At 41.8% G+C, this 18,402-nt stretch carries 21 protein-coding genes; 10 read left to right on the forward strand and 11 right to left on the reverse strand.

The annotated features are described in order from the left end of the window. Nucleotides 1-232 precede the first annotated feature (232 nt). Nucleotides 233-766: a hypothetical protein gene (locus HHA41_RS02365; protein WP_168460365.1), complete on the reverse strand. Its 534-nt coding sequence runs from the start codon at nucleotides 764-766 to the stop codon at nucleotides 233-235. Between the two features lie 369 nt (nucleotides 767-1,135). Here HHA41_RS02365 and HHA41_RS02370 point away from each other — a divergent pair, with 369 nt between their 5' ends. Next, a complete protein-coding gene (locus tag HHA41_RS02370) occupies nucleotides 1,136-1,402 on the forward strand; it encodes a PspC domain-containing protein (protein ID WP_168460367.1) in 267 nt (88 codons plus the stop codon). 190 nt (nucleotides 1,403-1,592) lie between these two features. Here the strand turns inward: HHA41_RS02370 and HHA41_RS02375 are convergent, their stop codons facing one another. Continuing rightward, the gene (locus tag HHA41_RS02375) at nucleotides 1,593-2,690 is read right to left on the reverse strand and encodes an HPP family protein (RefSeq protein ID WP_168460369.1); all 1,098 of its coding nucleotides are present in this window, start codon (nucleotides 2,688-2,690) and stop codon (nucleotides 1,593-1,595) included. A gap of 198 nt (nucleotides 2,691-2,888) precedes the next feature. Between HHA41_RS02375 and glyQ the strand changes: the two genes are divergently transcribed. From glyQ to HHA41_RS02400, 5 genes are all read left to right on the forward strand, one after another. After that, nucleotides 2,889-3,875, forward strand: a complete 987-nt coding sequence (gene glyQ, locus HHA41_RS02380; protein ID WP_019836027.1) for a glycine--tRNA ligase subunit alpha — start codon at nucleotides 2,889-2,891, stop codon at nucleotides 3,873-3,875. Then, a complete protein-coding gene (gene glyS, locus HHA41_RS02385) occupies nucleotides 3,875-5,944 on the forward strand; it encodes a glycine--tRNA ligase subunit beta (RefSeq protein WP_168460371.1) in 2,070 nt (689 codons plus the stop codon). Before glyQ ends, glyS begins: the two co-directional genes overlap by 1 nt. Before the next feature lie 70 nt (nucleotides 5,945-6,014). Next, nucleotides 6,015-6,851, forward strand: coding sequence for a hypothetical protein (locus HHA41_RS02390; protein WP_168460373.1), 837 nt, complete (start codon nucleotides 6,015-6,017; stop codon nucleotides 6,849-6,851). Between the two features lie 69 nt (nucleotides 6,852-6,920). After that, entirely contained in the window at nucleotides 6,921-7,310 is a 390-nt protein-coding gene (locus HHA41_RS02395; RefSeq protein ID WP_168460375.1) for a hypothetical protein, read from the forward strand. A gap of 428 nt (nucleotides 7,311-7,738) precedes the next feature. After that, nucleotides 7,739-8,266 carry a hypothetical protein gene (locus HHA41_RS02400; RefSeq protein ID WP_168460377.1) on the forward strand — a complete coding sequence of 176 codons (528 nt, stop codon included), beginning with the start codon at nucleotides 7,739-7,741 and terminating at the stop codon, nucleotides 8,264-8,266. Nucleotides 8,267-8,313: 47 nt separating this feature from the next. Here the strand turns inward: HHA41_RS02400 and HHA41_RS02405 are convergent, their stop codons facing one another. Together HHA41_RS02405 and HHA41_RS02410 are read right to left on the reverse strand one after the other, a co-directional pair. Then, nucleotides 8,314-8,514 (reverse strand): hypothetical protein, encoded by a 201-nt coding sequence (locus tag HHA41_RS02405; RefSeq protein WP_168460379.1) that lies wholly within the window; start codon nucleotides 8,512-8,514, stop codon nucleotides 8,314-8,316. Between the two features lie 120 nt (nucleotides 8,515-8,634). Beyond that, a complete protein-coding gene (locus tag HHA41_RS02410) occupies nucleotides 8,635-9,903 on the reverse strand; it encodes a hypothetical protein (RefSeq protein WP_168460381.1) in 1,269 nt (422 codons plus the stop codon). Between the two features lie 120 nt (nucleotides 9,904-10,023). On the opposite strand from HHA41_RS02410, the gene HHA41_RS02415 reads away from it, so the two are divergent. Both HHA41_RS02415 and HHA41_RS02420 read left to right on the forward strand, forming a co-directional pair. After that, a complete protein-coding gene (locus tag HHA41_RS02415) occupies nucleotides 10,024-10,800 on the forward strand; it encodes a class I SAM-dependent methyltransferase (protein WP_168460383.1) in 777 nt (258 codons plus the stop codon). Nucleotides 10,801-10,842: 42 nt separating this feature from the next. Beyond that, on the forward strand, nucleotides 10,843-11,394 hold the full coding sequence (locus HHA41_RS02420) for a hypothetical protein (RefSeq protein ID WP_168460385.1): 552 nt from the start codon (nucleotides 10,843-10,845) through the stop codon (nucleotides 11,392-11,394). 6 nt (nucleotides 11,395-11,400) lie between these two features. Here HHA41_RS02420 and HHA41_RS02425 read toward each other — a convergent pair whose 3' ends face one another. After that, nucleotides 11,401-12,603 (reverse strand): TIGR03862 family flavoprotein, encoded by a 1,203-nt coding sequence (locus HHA41_RS02425; protein WP_168460387.1) that lies wholly within the window; start codon nucleotides 12,601-12,603, stop codon nucleotides 11,401-11,403. A gap of 6 nt (nucleotides 12,604-12,609) precedes the next feature. Further along, entirely contained in the window at nucleotides 12,610-13,305 is a 696-nt protein-coding gene (locus HHA41_RS02430) for a tRNA (guanine-N(7)-)-methyltransferase (RefSeq protein WP_228284139.1), read from the reverse strand. Between the two features lie 86 nt (nucleotides 13,306-13,391). On the opposite strand from HHA41_RS02430, the gene HHA41_RS02435 reads away from it, so the two are divergent. After that, on the forward strand, nucleotides 13,392-13,565 hold the full coding sequence (locus tag HHA41_RS02435) for a DNA gyrase inhibitor YacG (protein ID WP_104852987.1): 174 nt from the start codon (nucleotides 13,392-13,394) through the stop codon (nucleotides 13,563-13,565). A gap of 204 nt (nucleotides 13,566-13,769) precedes the next feature. Then, entirely contained in the window at nucleotides 13,770-13,949 is a 180-nt protein-coding gene (locus tag HHA41_RS02440; protein WP_004975984.1) for a hypothetical protein, read from the forward strand. Nucleotides 13,950-13,999: 50 nt separating this feature from the next. On the opposite strand, the gene HHA41_RS02445 is transcribed toward HHA41_RS02440, so the two are convergent. From HHA41_RS02445 to HHA41_RS02465, 5 genes are all read right to left on the reverse strand, one after another. Then, nucleotides 14,000-14,644, reverse strand: a complete 645-nt coding sequence (locus HHA41_RS02445; RefSeq protein WP_168460389.1) for an MBL fold metallo-hydrolase — start codon at nucleotides 14,642-14,644, stop codon at nucleotides 14,000-14,002. Between the two features lie 18 nt (nucleotides 14,645-14,662). Then, nucleotides 14,663-15,676: a ferrochelatase gene (gene hemH, locus HHA41_RS02450; protein ID WP_168460391.1), complete on the reverse strand. Its 1,014-nt coding sequence runs from the start codon at nucleotides 15,674-15,676 to the stop codon at nucleotides 14,663-14,665. A gap of 65 nt (nucleotides 15,677-15,741) precedes the next feature. Continuing rightward, the gene (locus tag HHA41_RS02455; RefSeq protein WP_168460392.1) at nucleotides 15,742-16,761 is read right to left on the reverse strand and encodes a DUF4062 domain-containing protein; all 1,020 of its coding nucleotides are present in this window, start codon (nucleotides 16,759-16,761) and stop codon (nucleotides 15,742-15,744) included. A gap of 85 nt (nucleotides 16,762-16,846) precedes the next feature. Next, the gene (gene murI / locus HHA41_RS02460; protein WP_168460393.1) at nucleotides 16,847-17,722 is read right to left on the reverse strand and encodes a glutamate racemase; all 876 of its coding nucleotides are present in this window, start codon (nucleotides 17,720-17,722) and stop codon (nucleotides 16,847-16,849) included. Between the two features lie 45 nt (nucleotides 17,723-17,767). After that, a complete protein-coding gene (locus tag HHA41_RS02465) occupies nucleotides 17,768-18,379 on the reverse strand; it encodes a DUF1285 domain-containing protein (RefSeq protein ID WP_168460395.1) in 612 nt (203 codons plus the stop codon). Nucleotides 18,380-18,402: the final 23 nt, after the last annotated feature.

Raw genomic sequence — 18,402 nt, forward strand, 5'->3', positions numbered from 1 at the left:
GGTCGTTAGCTCAGTCGGTAGAGCAGCGGACTTTTAATCCGTTGGTCCCGCGTTCGAATCGCGGACGACCCACCATTCATTCTCAAATACCTCTTCAAATATTCAACTCAAAAAAGACATTTGTTCTTTTCTAGCTTTCACACGCCCATAAAAAAACCACAAGCCCAAACAACTCATGGTTTATTCATCGACTCAAATAATACAGTCCGTTAAATCATCGTATCGCTAATTCTTAGCTTGATTTAATTAAGTGATAGTTCTGCGAAGGCAATGGATGGGTTTTGAAGTATTCACGATTATTTTCAGTCGCAATCGCAATTTTATTTCGATCCATGATTAAGTTATTTTCATGGTCAACATTGTAATAAAAATTCACCCCAGTGGAACGTGCCACCACAATCTGATGATTTTGTTCATCATAAAACCAAAAGTCTTTGCGGTACTTCTTTTCAGTGTCGTAACTGATTTTTCCAGCATTCACAAAAATACGATGTGCTGTCCCATCGGGCAATAAAGTCAAAATATAATCTACCGTGCCCTGCTCACACATCACAAATTTATCTGTACAGCTAACTTGAATGGAATAGCGTCCCACATAGGTATGATGTGCTTCAGGAATTTTACGTGTCTCTTGTTGCTCACTCACTTGAATGGGCGCAGTTGCCTGCCCTGCCACCTCAGTCAACCGTTTAGTTTCGACAGGTTCTGAATAATTTTGCACAGCAGCTTGCTCAAGTTGTGATCCATCACATCCTAGTAATAGCATTCCGCTCAGTACAGAGACTACACACATATATGATTTAGCCAATGACACACATTCCCTTAAAAAATTGAAGCTTTTCGTCGTACTCAAATCATCTGTAGGCAACGTTGAATCTATGCTCAACTCATTCCTTGATGTTGAACTTTCATCTCAAACTACTGCCGACTTCTAATGAATATTTTAGGGGGATGCTGCTTTAATCAACACCTTAAGTTACATAACTTTACCAATTGCTTGCGACTAGATACTTTAAAAATTCAACAACAACACCATTTTTATATTAAGCATTCGTGATTCAAGCAAAACATCATTAGTAGATGTTGATTTTTACGAATGTGTTTTCTATTTCATTGATCTCTCAAGGAGAACTGAATGGCCAATGTTGGTTTATATCGCTCGAACCGCTCAAATATGATTGCTGGGGTCATGGGTGGTATTGCTGAACGTTTTGGTTGGAATGCAAACTTATTGCGTTTAATTTTTGTGATCGTGTCAGTGATGAGCGCTGCCTTTCCAGGCATTTTGGTGTATTTGGTATTGTGGTTGGTAATGCCAAAACAGAATCTGTCCAATATGCAAAATCCAACTCAAGGCTATTCAAGACCTGTGCGTACCGTTCATTCAGATCAAGACCGATAAACGGTCTTGAAATTTTACTGACTGACCGCATTTATATCATCAGATTGAAATACGTTTGAATTTCTTTTTCGCTACGATTGCTCCCCCAAGCATCGTAGCTTTTTTTTGCCTGTTGTTTTCACAACAATGTTTTCACAACAAAAATTTTTCTAGCTTGTAGCAAAGGCATGGGTTTGAGTATGAATCGAAACTACTTTTCTACAACTTGCTGATTCAATACTGCAATCATATCGGCACGGCTGATCATACCTACTAAACGCTGTTGCTCAACCACAGGAATATAATTAAAAGAACGCTCAACAAAATAAGGGACCAAATCCTGAATACTTTGTTGTGGTTGTACCGTAACGACCTGTCGCAACATAATATGTTTAACTTGATGCTGCCAGCGATAAGGCAAATCGGTCACATGTTTAAACCATTCCACCACTTCATACAATGCCAAAGTTCCGACCAAATGCTGTGCATCATCCACCACAGGCAGGCTCATTAAATTCATCTGTTTAAACTTTTCCAATGCGCTGTGAATATCTTCATCTTGATGCAAAGTCAGTACATCTTTACTCATAATATCGGCACACGTCAGCGCTTGAGTTTGTCGCTCACTGGCTTTGGACTGCGCCTCTAAAATAATTTTTTGCAGATCATATTCACTAATATCCAAAAGCTGAGTTTGTTCATCTAACACATCCTGAATATCTTGCGGCTGAATGGTGGCTTTTTGGGTCGGTGTCGGGTTTTGAGAACGTGTATTCAATTGTGGTTTTTGTGGGTATGGTTTGCCAATCATGCGGTTAAATGCAATTGCAATGAGCATCAACAGTACAGAATTGAGTAAAACAGGATAAAAAACAAAATGATAACCTAATTCACGTACAGCCTCTCCGCCCAGTACTGCAGTAATCGCGACTGCCCCACTTGGTGGATGTAAAGAGTCTGTAGTCATCATTAAAAAGATAGACAATGCCACAGCCACACTAAAAGCTTCGGTTAAATTGGGTAGAGATAAAGCACAACTGACCCCTAACACCGCCGCAATACTGTTCCCTACCACAATATTCCATGGTTGCGCCAAAGGGCTGGCAGGCACAGCAAAAAGCAAGACTGAAGACGCTCCCATCGGTGCGATATACCACGCATTAATATCGCCCAACACCCACCAACTGATCAGTGAAGATAGTGCTAAACCCAGCAACGCCCCCAACCCACACAGCAACCTTTCTTTCAAAGGTAAAACTTTGAAATTTGGTTTAAGCGTATTTAGCCAGTCTAGTTGTGAATGAAACACGGGGACAATCCTGTGGCGAACATTTGCCAAGATTATAAGACAATCACGCAATAAGGTGTATTTGTTTTACATCTTTCATTTATCAGTGAATTTGTAAAACCGACTCAGACCACATGCTTTTATGCTTTAACCTTTGCCAGCACCCCGCAAAATCCTTATAATTGAGCACAATTTTTCTCTAATTTTAAGTGGATGACCATGAGTCGCGCCATATCGCATATTGATACCTTTCAAGGCTTAATTCTTGCCTTACAAAACTACTGGGCGGAGCAAGGCTGCGTCGTTTTACAACCTTATGATATGGAAATGGGTGCAGGGACATTCCACACCGCAACCTTCCTACGTGCTTTAGGGCCTGAAACCTGGAATGCAGCATACGTGCAACCGTCACGTCGTCCTAAAGATGGTCGTTATGGTGAAAACCCGAACCGCTTGCAACACTACTATCAATTCCAAGTGGTGCTTAAACCAAACCCAGACAACATCCAACAATTATATTTGGATTCTTTAAAAGCCATTGGGATTGACCCATTGGTGCATGACATCCGCTTTGTAGAAGACAACTGGGAATCTCCAACATTAGGTGCTTGGGGCTTGGGCTGGGAAGTTTGGTTAAACGGCATGGAAGTGACTCAGTTTACCTACTTCCAACAAGTCGGTGGTGTTGAATGCTACCCAGTAACGGGTGAAATCACTTATGGTCTTGAGCGTTTGGCAATGTACCTACAAGGTGTAGATTCGGTTTATGACTTGGTTTGGACCAAAGGCCAATTTGGTACAGTCACTTATGGTGATGTGTTCCATCAAAACGAAGTTGAACAATCGACCTATAACTTTGAATATGCGCCTGTTGATAAAATGTTTGAACTGTTTGACTTCTATGAAGTAGAAGCGAGCCGTTTAATTGCCGCAGAATTACCATTACCTGCGTATGAACAAGTGATTAAAGCATCTCACTGCTTTAACTTGCTCGATGCGCGTGGTGCAATTTCTGTGACTGAGCGTCAGCGTTATATTTTACGTGTACGCACCTTGGCACGTTCTATTGCTCAAAGTTATGTAGCCGCACGAGCAAAACTAGGTTTCCCAATGGCTGAACCGCATTTACGTGATGAAGTCTTGGCGCAGTTAAAAGCACAAGTTGAAGCGGAAGCTAAAGCGCAAAATACTGAGGAAAGCAAATAATGTCTAAACATACAGTTTTATTTGAACTCGGTTGCGAAGAACTCCCACCGAAAAGCTTAAAAACCTTACGCGATGCCTTACTAGCAGAAACTGAAAAAGGTTTAAAAGAAGCAGGCCTTGCGCTCGATTCGATCGAAGCTTATGCAGCGCCACGTCGCTTGGCACTTAAAATTGTCAATGTAGATGGTGCGCAAGCAGACACCCAAAAACGTTTTGACGGCCCTGCTGTGCAAGCTGCCTATGATGCCGAAGGCAAACCGACCAAAGCGCTTGAAGGCTTTATGCGTGGTCAAGGTATTACGGTTGATCAGGTCTCTACTTTCCAAGCGGGTAAAGTTGAAAAAGTCTGCTATTTAAAAGATGTGAAAGGTCAAAGCCTTGATGCATTATTGCCACAAATTCTACAAACTGCGTTGGACAACCTGCCAATCGCAAAACGTATGCGCTCTGCCGCAAGCCGTACTGAATTTGTGCGTCCTGTTAAATGGGTGGTGTTGCTTAAAGACAACACCGTGGTTGAAGCCACGATTCAAGATCATCAGGCAGCGAATGTAACCTATGGTCACCGCTTCCATGCCCCTGAAGCAATCACACTACAACACGCCAATGACTATTTAGATGCGTTACGTGCGGCCAAAGTCATTGCTTCTTTTGAAGAACGTCAGGCGATCATCGACCAGCAAGTCAAAGCACTGGCTGATGAAGTGAATGCGATTGCCATTGTTCCTGCTGATCTGCGTGACGAAGTAACGGCTCTTGTTGAATGGCCTGTAGCTTTACGTGCCAGCTTCGAAGAACGCTTCCTTGCCGTTCCTCAAGAAGCGCTGATCACTACGATGCAGGACAACCAGAAGTATTTCTGTCTGGTAAATGCTGAAAACAAATTACAGCCTTACTTCATTACCGTTTCAAATATTGAGTCTAAAGATCCGACTCAAATTATTGAAGGTAACGAGAAAGTGGTTCGTCCGCGTCTATCAGATGCAGAGTTCTTCTTTTTGCAAGACCAAAAGCAACCACTTGCATCACGCAAAGAAAAATTGGCCAACATGGTTTTCCAAGCGCAATTGGGCACACTTTGGAACAAGTCTGAACGTATTGCCAAATTGGCTGTTGCTTTAGCACCAATTACAGGTACAAATCCGCAGGATGCTGAAAAAGCTGCTTTGCTTGCAAAATGTGACTTAACGTCTGAGCTTGTGGGTGAATTCCCAGAACTACAAGGGATTGCGGGAACTTATTACGCACGTCTTGAAGGTGAAAATAACGAAGTTGCAGAAGCATTGGGTGAACAATACTTACCTAAATTCGCTGGCGATGTTCTTCCAAAAACCAAAACAGGCACGACCATTGCCCTTGCAGACCGTTTAGACACGCTCACGGGTATTTTTGGTATTGGTCAAGCGCCTACGGGTTCTAAAGACCCATTTGCATTGCGTCGTTCTGCCATTGGTATTTTACGCCTTGTGACCGAAAACGGTTTAGATGTTTCAATTGAAGACTTAATTAAGCTGGCTTTGACTGCTTATGGCGATGTCTTGAAAGATCACGACAAGACTTTGGCAGATGCTGTTGCATTCCTTGAAGGCCGTTACCGTGCTAAATACGAAGACCAAGGCGTTGCGGTAGATGTGATTCAAGCTGTTCAAGCTTTATCACCAAAATCTCCACTTGATTTTGATAAGCGTGTGAATGCAGTCAATCACTTCCGTGCCTTGCCTGAAGCTGCTGCATTGGCGGCTGCAAACAAGCGTGTTGCCAATATTTTAGCAAAAGAAGCTACGCCTGAAGGTGCTGTGGTTGAAGCAAACTTGGTGGAAGATGAAGAAAAAGCATTATTCGCTGAACTTGCAAAAATCACACCTGTGGTTGAGCCATTATTGGCAGCAAAAGATTACACCACTGCACTTTCTCAATTGGCAGCATTACGTGCGCCAGTAGATGCGTTCTTTGATAACGTGATGGTCATGGCGGATGATGCTGAACTCAAAGCCAACCGTTTACGCTTACTGGCACAGTTACGTGGCTTATTTACACGTGTTGCAGATGTAAGTGTGTTGCAGCACTAAAGTCTTAATTGCTTGTAAAATAAAAGAAACCCCGCTATTTTGATAGTGGGGTTTTTTAATAAAATTTATTATGCAAAATATAGAAGAATGCCGAGATAAAATCTTTATATTACTTGGAAAGCAACTTATTCGCTTCCAAACCGTAGAAATGCGATTAAAGTCTTTATTGAAACTCAATCGGTCTATCAGCTTTGAAAAAAACTCAGCTCCTTTAATCATAGAACCATTAGTCAATAATCACACATTAGGTGGATTGAGCTCTAAAGCTTTGAGTTCTCTTTTCATTCGTACACAGCAAGATGAAAACTCAATTGCAAACAATGTTGAAAATTCTACTCGTATTGATATGAGAGTAGAATTTAATTTATGCGAATGTAGTTATCAGCAACTAAGCTCTCAATTACAAGAGTTTGTTGCAGATCGTAATTTCATAACACATCACTTTCAAGAAAAGTTTAACTTATCAGTGCTTGATGAATGCCATAATGCTATAGACTTTTTATTATTATTAGAGAAAAAACATAAACCCTTTTTAGATCAATTCGAGCAATATTGTTTAACTGCACAAACAGGAATAGATGCTCAAATTTCATACTTAAAATCCAACTTATTCAAAACACATTTTATTTTTCCAGTAGATGAAATCTACCAAGAAATTAAGACTCAAATTGAAAATAACCATAAAAATAATGGGTGGGTTTCTCTTACAACCATCGCAGCAATCATTTTAAAAAAATTCCCTGATTCAAACAAAAAGATCAAACTCGAATATGGATTTAAAAATCTTCACGATTTAGTTCTTAACAGTGGCCTTTTCTTACTTAAATTTGAACCGACATTGAAAGGAGAGAGAATACTGATTAAGCTAAACAATGAAGACGTCAATTTTACAGTTATCGAGAAATAATTATTTCTAGAAAACTTAATATCAGTTCCCTATACTCAACCTAACAACACTCAACAAGAAAACAAGCTTATGAAACTTAAAACACTCATCTTATCGGGTTTAACTTGCCTTTCTCTTAGTGCGTGTACCTCTGCACCTATTATTCCGCAGCTCACAGCAGGTGTTTTACAAGAAGTGAAAAACATTGAAGTTTACCCAGACACCGTAAACAACAGTGCAAAACTCACTAAATTTATTGATAAATGCGTTATTGAATTTACAGGTACACTCAAGGCAGGTCGCTCAATCGAGCAATGGGCATTTAAAGACAACACTTTAATTTCAGCAGGTTCTGCAACTTTTGCCCAAGACGGCACCAGCACTGCACAGCACTTTGACTTGCACGATGCTACGGTACAAAAAAACTTCATTACCTTGCGCAGTCACTTTCATAAAGATGCACTTGCACAATGCAACTAATTTAAAACGAAACTGAATGTATCCTGATGTAGCAAGATTGTGTGACTTTTAACACAAACCCGCCATCTTCAGATATTTCAAATTATGATAATCATGCAGTGCAGTCCAATACTGCCCTGCTTTAAAACTCTCCAGAGTAACAAGACCCACAAATTATTGTGGGTCTTTCTATTTATGCTCTGCTTATGATCTGCATAAATTGCACTTAGAAACACCAAATGATTCAAACGCATGCTTAATCGTCACCCGAAAGACAATTAAACTTGCGAGAAGCAAACAGTATTTGTCATGTATTCTTTATACAATCCTCAACAACATCACCACATAGCGCGTGAAGGTTGTAATTTTAAGATGAGTACTGCCAAGAACTCTCATCTACATTCAAGCTTTCAGTAGCCACCACACTGCGTATTTAAAGAGGCCAACACATGAATAAAATCAGTTTCGGTATTGCCATTGGATTATTGCTCAGCAGTGCTGCTGTATATGCACAAAACAGTTCTGAACCTACACAAGACAATCAAAGCCACAAACCGATTCGCCCATATGCAGACAACCCGAATTTATTACATGTCTGGGCTTATAAAACTCAGGAAGGTGTGATTCAGGCTGCACAAAAAGTGGGTGAAGTAACAGAAAAAGGCATTGAGAAAATTCGCCCATCGGCACATCAGGCTTTAGACAATGCCAAAACTTTGGGCAGTCAGGGTACAGCGCAAGCCAAGCAAACAGGGCAGCAACTGGCGGGTCAGGTCAACAATAAAATTCAGGAAACCAAAGAAGTGATTACAGGGCAAAGTGATCAAGCCGTGCCGATCTATCAAGCGCCATTAAGCACACCATCACAGAATGTAACGCCTGTGCCAACCACTACAACGCCACCGACACAGGAAGCACAGACTCAGGCTGCCCCAAGTGACGAATCTGAAGAAGAAATTAAAGTGATTAAACTATAAAAATATTGGATTGATGATTTGCTTTAAAATTATAAAAAAGCCTGCAATTATTCTGCAGGCTTATTCATGTGAAAACGAATAGAGTTTTGTATTTGTCGGAACACATATAGGCTAAGCCCAAGTAATACCAACACAGCTAAAGCAAAGAATAAATAGGCTTTAGGCTCTGGCGCATCGACAAAAGCCGTTGCAGATACAATTAAACTGAACAATAAAACAAGCACAGCAGGCATTAACAACTTGGTCATACACACTACCCTTGGAATGATCAATAAAACAAGGTTTCAAGACCATCTTAGCCCAATGGCAAAACAATACAAGTGTCTAAAATTTAAACCATAGAAATTAAGGCTTTAAAACTTTGCAGACTACTGTTCAAGTTCTAGAGTAAATTTGGCAGTATCTGGTAAATCTTCTACAAAGTCGTTGCCGCCAAACTCATCGCTGCTCAGGTTTAAATCCTTATAACTCAAGACAAAATAGTCGCTATATTTTTTCAGTATTAAGGGATGCATGCCTGCCGCAAGCGCATCTTGCTCTTTGCATAATTTCATGACATGACGATCATTCATACTAATTAAGTAGCGCTCATCGTTTAGATAAATTTGTACCAAGCCACTGCCTTTGGCATAAATCGGAATCAAAAATTTATGGTTTAAGGCAATTGCATTTGCTGCATAGCTCTCAATTTTTTGGCTGATGATGTTAAACACCAAACCATGACCAAAATGATCGAGCAATACATTCCGATTTTCATACGGTAACTGGATTTGCAGACCCAATTTGTTTAGGTCGTGCTGATCGACCTGTTTATTGCTCAATAAAGAACGAATCAGGTTTTGTTTCAGCTTGGCATCAAAGAAATTACTGTCTAGCTGTAAATTGTTGTATTTTAAAATACGACCTAAAGACCAACGGTGATTCGGTAAGACATTTTCAATCACTTTACGGTAGTAAAACTTACTGTTCTTTTTCACCTTGCGAATTTTTTGGTAAAAAAACGGCGCATCAAAAGGATGGGTCAAAAAGTCATTTAATAATTCTGAGTTAGCCAAAATCGCAATCGCATCATGCCCTGTAAATGGCAAATGCAAGGTATGTAAATGCGGAATTAATGGCTGTATTTTTAAATAATGCCCACGATCTTCTGGATAGTATTGGTCATAAACCACAATATATTCACGCTGTGCCGATACATCCTGCGCTTGAATACGCATATTGGCATTCACATCGGCATGGTAAAACATATTGTAGCGTGCGTCGTGAATATCTTCAGGGTCAATCGAGTACTGCGGCACCAAAGCCACAATGCGGTTTAAATCCAGTAAATTAGAATACTTAATTGCCGCATAGCCTCCCATAGAGCCGCCATAGCCGACACGGACTTTAAACGGGGCAATGAGCTCTTGAATGGCTGCCAACATGGCACGCATAGATGCTTCAGGAAACCATGATTTTTCCTTTGGCATCACCCCAATCACATTAAAATGAAACTTTTCCAGTGATTTTTCGGCGTTAATAGACGTTCCTTTGGCACGAGTGATTAAATCGCCAAAAGAAAAAATCAGCTCCTGAGATGAGCCTTTCATGAAAATAGCGCGGATATGTCCGTCTTCAAAAATTATGTGTTTGTCCATTCCCACACCGGCGCCAAGGCGCTGAATTAAACCGTTACTTTAAACTTGAATACACGTTACGCAAGTTCAAAAGTGAATATGTTATTTTATAGATGCACAGCAGATTAAAAATCGCAAAATATGACACAATCTCTACATCCTGCCGCACAACAAGGCTTTGGTTCTGGTGCAAGCCTATACCAACAAGTTCGCCCCAGTTACCCGCAAGAAGTCGATACTTTCCTGCAAGATCAGCTCAAAGTTCTACCCAATAGCCATATTGTAGACTTGGGTTCTGGCACAGGAAAGTTCCTGCCGCATTTGCTCAAACTAACAACGCAGCTTACAGCAGTTGAACCCATTGCTAGCATGTTAACTGAATTACGCCAACTTTACCCACAAGTTGCAACCGTTCAGGCACGAAGTGAGCAATTGCCCTTGCCTACCCAATGTGCTGATTTAGTCAGCTGCGCACAATCTTTTCATTGGTTTGCCAATCTACAAAGTTTAAAGGAAATTCATCGTATCTTAAAACCTCAAGCTCACTTGTTACTCATCTGGAATCAGCGTGATATTTTAGTGAATTGGGTCAATGCCCTCGCAGAAATGATTCTCCCTTTTGAGGGCGATACACCACGCTTTCACAATCAAGACTGGCGTCAGGTCTTTGCAGATACAGATTTATTCCAACTTTGCCACGAACAGCAATTTCACCACAGGCATGTTGGCACAGTCGAGCAAGTGGTTTCCAAGCGTCTACTCTCGACCAGTTTTATCGCTGCAATGCCTGCCGCTCAGCAACAACAACTCAAAACACAATTTGAACAATTGATACTGGAATACACCGGACTACATGCGCAAGATACAATTGAATTTCCTTATTGTACCCATGTGTTTATCTATCAAAAAATTGGGTAAAAACCAAGCCATAAAAATCAACCGAAAATGGAGCACATTTCAATGCAGATTACTTTCAAACACATCCTTGCTCCCATACTGATCGGTCTGGCTTTTGGCCTAACTGCCTGCGAACAAAAAAATGTTGAGCATGCCGACCAACTCAGCCCTGAAGATCAAATCATGCAAAATCAGGTCGAACAGGCTGCGATTCAGCCCTTTGAAATGACCACAGATGACCCGCATGACATTCAATTGCTGAGCGATTATGAACAGCGCCATGAACAAATGAGTGAAGATATGTTAGATGAATTGGAACGCTTGCATGAAGCCAAGCAACTTGATGCGGCCTTTGCACAAAGCCGCTTGCATGACAATATGCAATCTGCCTTAGCCATGCTGAAAGACTTAGATTTAAAAACCCCTCAAGGGCGCTATATTCAAGGTTTGATGAGCAATTATTGGGAACAACAAGCAGCTTATCTAAGTAGCCAAACGTCTACAGCAGCTTATCCAATCCGTGCAGAACAGCGCCAGCAAGGTTTGCAAGATTTATTGCAAGCACAGCAACAACTCGAACATTGGCGTGAGCAATATCCTCAGCTTGATGAATAATGCATTTTAGGGATGCTGCTGTAAATACTGATGTACCCCTTCAGCAGCAGCACGGCCAGTGGCAAAACAGGCTGTCAGCAAATAACCACCTGTCGGAGCATCCCAATCCAGTATTTCACCACAAAGGAAAACTTGAGGATTAGAATTTAACTGTAATTGTGGCGACAATACCTCACGCTTCACCCCACCCGCACAGCTAATTGCTTCTTCAATCGGCCGAAAGCCTGTTAAAGACACTTTTAGTTTTTTAATCTGCTGCGCCAATCGTTGCGGTTGTTGCCAAAGTGTTTTATCCACCAGTTCACGTACAATCGCAGCCTTTGCGGCATCCAGCCCCGCCTTGCGCCATACATTGCTTAACGACTGTTTTTTAGAAGGTTGTAACTTTTGACTGAGTTGCTCAATGCTTAAATCGGGTAATAAATCTAGATATAACTGCATTGGTTGCTGTGCTTGCTGTAACTGTCGCAGCGCACGCCCCTGCTTATAAATTAGGCCACTTTCCAAACCATAATGGCTGATCACAATATCGCCCATGCTCGGCTCAGTACCTTCCACCCATGCCTGCACACGTTTTAAAGGCTGCCCCAATACAGGCTGCATATAGTTTGACCAATGACATTCCACCCCAGCATTGCTGGCCTGAAAAGGCTGAATTTCATTGGCAGACAACCAACGCTGCCATGCACCATCGCTACCCAGTTTTGACCAAGATACCGCACCGCATGCCATTACAATTGCAGCAAACTGCTGCTGCTCAGTCTGTGCCGTAGTTAAATTTAAAATACTGAGTTGATTGTGTTTTAAATCACACACCTGATGTCGATAATGAAATTGCACACTTGCATCGGCTAAACGCTTTAACCAAGCACGCAGTAAAGGGGCTGCTTTCATTTCTTGTGGAAAAATCCGCCCCGATGAACCTACATAGGATTGAATACCTAAACCCTGCATCCAGTTTTGAATCCACGTGGCATCCCATTGTTGAATCCATGGCGCCAACCATTCAGCCTGATCATAACGCTGAATAAATTGTGCAACTGGTTCGGCATGTGAAATATTTAGACCCGTTTTGCCTGCCATCAAAAACTTACGTGCTGCCGAAGGTTTTTGCTCATAGACATGCACCTCATAGGCATACTGGCTCAGTACTTCAGCAGCCATTAAGCCTGCAGGGCCTGCACCAATAATTGCAATGCGCTGTTTCATGCCTGTTTACTCAGCAACTAAGCTTGAATCTGCGGAAGATTTTGTTTCAACTGTTTCAGCAGGCATTAAAACTGGCTGCTGCCCCTGTAAAGGCTGAAAGTCATCAAAACGAGTTTGATAACCTGCTGGCTTAGTGATACGCAATTCCTGACAACGCTCGCCACGGGCTAAATATTTAATTTCAAAATGGGTGCGTGCCGAATCCGCAGGTACATCTTGCTGAATAAACGGCAGTTTCCACACCTCAATCAACTGCTGCTGTGCTTCTGCGATATATTCAGGAATATTACTGACCAAAGTAATACTGCCGCCTGTTTGTAGGCGTGACAGTAAAAACTCAAAAAACGGCATATTCAACCAACGCTGCGTCGCGTTATGCGGTTCTGGGTTCGGATAAAGAATAAAGAACTGTGCCACTTGTGCAGGGAATAAAGCATGCACAATCCATGGAATCGCATCGGCATGAACAATCTGTAAGTTCTGCTGACCTTCAAGCTGATGCTGTTTTTGCATCGCCAAAAATTTTTCACGGGTGCGCTCAATTGCAATCAACTTGTGCTCAGGATGCTGCCCGCTAAACAATAGGGCGTGTTTACCTTTTCCTGCCCCAATTTCTACACAAACCGATTCATTGGCAATGGCTTGAAAATCACGAGGGGCATGCATACGCTGTGCTTGAAATTGACGAATTGGCATAATCAGATCAAACTTACAAAATTCGGCACAAGTCTACCAAGTCAGGTGCTATTTGCCTAATCCAATCCTGCATTTTTCATTTGGAGTTGATCATGCCACGCTCTTTTCCTTGCCCACGTTGTGGCAAACCTTCGCAATGGGAAAATAATCCATTTCGTCCTTTTTGTTCCGAACGTTGCAAGCTCATTGATTTAGGTGCATGGGCAAATGATGAATACAGACTGCCAACGCAGGATGCGCCTCAAGCAGAAAATTCTGAAGAATAAGCAATAAATTACCACGCCAAATATTGCCTAAAACTACACGCAGTTTCATGGAATTTTTCACATTTTTAGAAAAATTGCTCAAAACTTAGTTGTTCTATAATTGCTTTCAGCAGAAATAGCACAGGTTATACTTTGCACTGTTCGTGACTCCGTCACTGCACATAACAATAAAGAAAGCAAAAAATAACCTAGGAACATCTCACCATGGAAATCATGTTAAAAGGAATTGTAATGCTGTGTATTTTACTCTCTACCAGCAGTTTAGGCTTTGGACTGTATGCGCATGATTTACTTATGCTGTGCATAGGCATATTACTGACAATTTTCACCATGCTGTTTGCAATTGAAAGCAAACAAATGCTGAATAATCCCTTTCGCAAATAAAAAAGTCAGCGACTGCTGACTTTTTCTTAAAGCATAAATACACACTGCTTTTAACCTGCTTGCCCTGCTACAAACGGGTTATGCTGTTTTTCAAAACCAATGGTGCTGATTGGCCCATGACCTGAAATAAACTGGGTGTCATCTGGTAAACTGAAACACTCACGCTGAATTGAATCTAATAATTGTTGATGATTACCGCGCGGAAAATCTGTACGACCAATAGAACCCTTAAACAACACATCACCCGTCCACAAAATGCCATATTTGGCGTTATAGAACATCACATGACCTGGAGTATGTCCTGGGGCATAGCGTACTTCAAAACTTTCTTCACCAAGTTGTAGTACTTCACCACCGTCTAACCATTGGCTCACAGTGACTTGTTCAGGAATAGGAAAACCATAACGCGCAGACACTTCTTGCAACTGATCTAACCAAAATGCATCTTCTTTCTGTGGACCAATCACAGGAACATTCCAGTGATGTTGCAAAGCACCCACTGCACCAGCATGGTCTAAATGTCCATGCGTTAGCCATAAGGCTTTTACGGTTAAACCCAAAGCTTCTACTTCGGATTTTAATTTTTCAGGTTCACCACCCGCATCAATCAAAACTGCTTCTTTGGTTTCAGCATCCCAAACAATTGAGCAGTTTTGTTGAAATGCAGTTACAGGAACAATTTTGACTTGCAACATAGGTCTAGACCTCAAAATTTAATGGGCGAGCTGAAGCTTTAAAGCCTCAAGATTAGCCTGAAGTAAATGATTGAGCAAATCCAAATGATCGGCACGGGTATTTAAGGCAGGAATATAGGCGTATTGCTCTCCACCTGCCTGCAAAAACAGCTCTGAATTTTGAATCGCTAATTCTTCTAGGGTTTCCAGACAATCTGCAGAAAAAGCAGGGCTCATGATCTGCACAGATTTCACCCCCTGCTGCCCCCACTCTTCTAACAAAACATCCGTATAGGGCTTAACCCATTCCTGCTTGCCAAAACGTGACTGGAAACTGATTGCCCATTGCTGTTCATTTAAATTCAATGCATCGGCAACCAATTGCGCAGTGATACGGCAACGCTCGGCATAAGGGTCGCCCTTATCTGCATAGGGTTGTGGAATGCCATGAAATGACATCAACAATTTTTCTGCCACACCATGTTCGGCCTGAAAGTCACGTACACTTTGTGCCAAAGCCTGTATATATAAAGGATGCTGATAATAATCACGAATGATCGACAGCCCAGGTAAATTACGTTGCTTCGGAATCCAGTGAGCAACGGCATCGTACAAAGGCGCAGTGGATGTAGCTGAATACTGCGGGAACAGCGGAAATAAAATCACATGATCAGGCGGGTTTTGACTCAAACGTGCTAACGCTTGCTGAATCCCTGGATTGCCATAGGTCATCACAGGCACAATATCTAATTCAATCTCTGGATACTGTGATGCCAACTGTTGCTTTAAAGCCGCAACCTGTTGCAGCAAAATTTCCCGCATGGGTGAATCTTGCTGCCATACCATGGCATACGCATGCGCAACACGTTTGGGGCGAAACGGCAAAATGAATAAACCTAAAATAATTTGCCAAATCGGTTTAGGGATTTCAATCACGCGCTGATCAGACAAAAACTGCTTTAAAAAACGGCGTACTGCACTTGCAGTAGGTTCATCAGGCGTACCTAAATTGGCTAAAAGAACGGTTACTTTGGGTTTTGCTGTAGGCAACATTCAGCCCTCTTGTCTACTGATCGAACCCCGCTACTTTAACAGTTTTTTGAGCACTGATTGATAGATTAATACGGTGTCTTTGCTTGGACCTGATCTAGCAAATTACTCTCTAACAACTTTTGCGCTTTCAGGGTGGTTTGCCAGAGCATCCGTTGTCGGTCATCGCGGCCTGCTTGCACAATCCAGTCATTCTGACGCATTTGCATTTTAATATTGTGCAAAGCCCGAATATTAATTTGCGAACGAGCAACCGCATGTACACGTGGCATGATCCGACGTGCATCATCCAGCCCCGTTTCATTTAAATATTCATTCATGCGTTTAGAAAAATATTCTTCAGGTGTCGGGTGAATAAAAGTGCTGCCAAGCACAGCAAGCAACTGCGCCCAAGTTAGACTTTTTTCAATCTTTAATTCTTTAAAATTACCATCCTGATAGGCATGCATACGATATTCAAACCGATAAGGCTCATGCATAGACACTTTGGGTAAGTTTAAAAATGGGTCTTCTTCACGCTTACCAATTTCAGTTTCTAATTGTCTTAATTTATTCTTTAAACACTCAATTTCATCATGCAAGGCTTGCGTATTTTGTGGACGCACCCAACCTGTGGTCGGATAACGCTCCAACATTTGCGACATGTTAAAACGAACAGCCAACTCTAAATCACGCATGGTTCGGTAGCTAAAGACCTGATCAACCCCTTGCTGTAGCAATTTGCGAAATTCTTTAAATTTTTCACGCAGTTCAGGCTTTTCATCATGTAACGATGGATCTCTTGAATCTGGATCTTCATGCATAAAAACCACAATCGGTTTTTGTTTGGTCACGGCATAGATATATTCTAAATGCATGTAACCCACGCCCGATACCGATTGCTCACCATATTGGCTGCCCAGTAATATCACCACATAATCGCAATCATCAATTTGACGACGTGCAAAAGCGGTACTGAGTGGGGTGCGTTGCTCTAATCCCCACGAAAAAAAACCCATTCCCACCAATGTTTGAGCCAAGATCACCCGTTCTGGCTGCATATCTGCCCCAGAAGTCGAGATAAAGACCTGATAGCGCTTATCGAGCATTGGTTTCCCCTTCTCCGTTACACATTACACGTCACGAACCGTTTACGTGTCCTGCATATCCCCAATGATAAAAATTGTCATAAAGTCAGTTGTCAGCATCCACATTTGCGATACTCCAAGAAATATTTTTTGGAATAAGATGTTGCAAGACGGGTTTTAATTGTTCTGCATTGTTCCCGCTGACATAACACGCAATTTGTAAAGAATCTGTCAAACACTGTTCAAATAATAACTCATTTTTAATCAAAATGCGGGAAGTTTGACGTGCAACTGCTATTCCTGAGTCAATTAATGTCAGTTTCTGACCAAAAATAGACTCAATTGCAGGTTTTAAAAAAGGATAATGCGTACAACCGAGCACCAAATAGTCTGCACCCTGATCGACCACAGGTTGCAGACTCTGCTTTAATGAACTCAAGCAAGCTTCACTCATTTGTGCGCCTTGTTCTACAAATGGCACCAAATCCAGATTGGTCACATTCAGGACTTGCACCTGCGCAGGAATGGCAAAACGCTGCATCACATCTTTAATCAATTGCCCACGAAAAGTTGCAGGCGTTGCCAAAACTGCCACAGTCTTTGATTGGCTGTGTAATACGGCAGGCTTTAAAGCAGGTACCAAACCAATAATGGGAAAATCTTCCCCATAGTGTTCACGCAAATAGTCCAGACTGAATGCAGAGGCTGTATTGCATGCCACCACCGCAACTTTACAGCCTTGACGATACAACCATTCAATGGCGGCAGCCGTCAGTTCCCGAATATTTTGATCATCACGTGGGCCATACGGCACATGTGCAGTATCGGCATAATAAAGGATGCGCTCATTGGGCAAATATTCTGCAATTTCAATGGCAACTGACAAGCCTCCTATGCCCGAATCAAAAATACCAATTGGCGCACTGGCTTGTGCTTTTGGCATGGCTTGATTTAAGGGAGAAACAGGATGAATGGCTGTCATAGCAAGCGGTCAGCAATACAAAATGGGATGAATAAAGCTTAAACCTCAGCTGCTTAAATGCAAGTGCAAATCACCACTTTTCAACGATAAAATCGTTTCGCCCTGCGCATTTTCACTCAGCTCGCCCAATTCCACCAAATGTAAAAAAGCCGCACGCTGAATCAGGGCATTAATACCAAAACGCACATGCACATAAGGACGCAGCTCACCTGCATATTCACGCATGAAAATAGGATGCTCGGCATCAACAATCACAATATCCTGATGGGTTGTGGTGAGCTGAATGTAGTCTTGCTGTGCAATCTGAACAATATCGACCTGATTAATAAATAAAGGTTCGTCTTCGACCTGAATTTCAATTTGTTCCACAGGTGTTTTTAAATAAAACTTGTCCTGCTCTTTCCACAGCACGCTAGAAAACAAATCTATTAGTGCCTGACGCTTGATCAATTGACCTTCGTGCCACCATTCTCCGTTGGCCTTTACCACTAAATCCATTGCACCACAATGCTTTGGATGCCATTGTGCCAAAGGTGGGATTGATCTTTTGTGACCTGACTGTCCAGTTTTTATATATTGTGCAATGTCCATTAAGTTTTTATTATCAGCCATAGCTACATTTTCTGTCGGTTTGATTGAATTATCGTCATGCTTCATGCTGCGGTACCTTACTGACGGAA

The sequence above is a fragment of the Acinetobacter sp. A1 genome, assembly GCF_012371315.1.
GTDB lineage: Bacteria > Pseudomonadota > Gammaproteobacteria > Pseudomonadales > Moraxellaceae > Acinetobacter.

Coding starts and splice junctions, on each gene's coding strand:
- murI (WP_168460393.1), bottom strand. CDS start 17,722: ATGACAGCCATTCATCCTGTTTCTCCCTTAAATCAAGCCATGCCAAAA.
- HHA41_RS02420 (WP_168460385.1), top strand. CDS start 10,843: ATGCAGATTACTTTCAAACACATCCTTGCTCCCATACTGATCGGTCTG.
- HHA41_RS02415 (WP_168460383.1), top strand. CDS start 10,024: ATGACACAATCTCTACATCCTGCCGCACAACAAGGCTTTGGTTCTGGT.
- HHA41_RS02435 (WP_104852987.1), top strand. CDS start 13,392: ATGCCACGCTCTTTTCCTTGCCCACGTTGTGGCAAACCTTCGCAATGG.
- HHA41_RS02395 (WP_168460375.1), top strand. CDS start 6,921: ATGAAACTTAAAACACTCATCTTATCGGGTTTAACTTGCCTTTCTCTT.
- HHA41_RS02465 (WP_168460395.1), bottom strand. CDS start 18,379: ATGAAGCATGACGATAATTCAATCAAACCGACAGAAAATGTAGCTATG.
- HHA41_RS02455 (WP_168460392.1), bottom strand. CDS start 16,761: ATGCTCGATAAGCGCTATCAGGTCTTTATCTCGACTTCTGGGGCAGAT.
- HHA41_RS02405 (WP_168460379.1), bottom strand. CDS start 8,514: ATGACCAAGTTGTTAATGCCTGCTGTGCTTGTTTTATTGTTCAGTTTA.
- HHA41_RS02390 (WP_168460373.1), top strand. CDS start 6,015: ATGCAAAATATAGAAGAATGCCGAGATAAAATCTTTATATTACTTGGA.
- HHA41_RS02425 (WP_168460387.1), bottom strand. CDS start 12,603: ATGAAACAGCGCATTGCAATTATTGGTGCAGGCCCTGCAGGCTTAATG.
- HHA41_RS02365 (WP_168460365.1), bottom strand. CDS start 766: ATGCTATTACTAGGATGTGATGGATCACAACTTGAGCAAGCTGCTGTG.
- HHA41_RS02445 (WP_168460389.1), bottom strand. CDS start 14,644: ATGTTGCAAGTCAAAATTGTTCCTGTAACTGCATTTCAACAAAACTGC.
- glyS (WP_168460371.1), top strand. CDS start 3,875: ATGTCTAAACATACAGTTTTATTTGAACTCGGTTGCGAAGAACTCCCA.
- hemH (WP_168460391.1), bottom strand. CDS start 15,676: ATGTTGCCTACAGCAAAACCCAAAGTAACCGTTCTTTTAGCCAATTTA.
- HHA41_RS02370 (WP_168460367.1), top strand. CDS start 1,136: ATGGCCAATGTTGGTTTATATCGCTCGAACCGCTCAAATATGATTGCT.
- HHA41_RS02410 (WP_168460381.1), bottom strand. CDS start 9,903: ATGGACAAACACATAATTTTTGAAGACGGACATATCCGCGCTATTTTC.
- glyQ (WP_019836027.1), top strand. CDS start 2,889: ATGAGTCGCGCCATATCGCATATTGATACCTTTCAAGGCTTAATTCTT.
- HHA41_RS02400 (WP_168460377.1), top strand. CDS start 7,739: ATGAATAAAATCAGTTTCGGTATTGCCATTGGATTATTGCTCAGCAGT.
- HHA41_RS02440 (WP_004975984.1), top strand. CDS start 13,770: ATGGAAATCATGTTAAAAGGAATTGTAATGCTGTGTATTTTACTCTCT.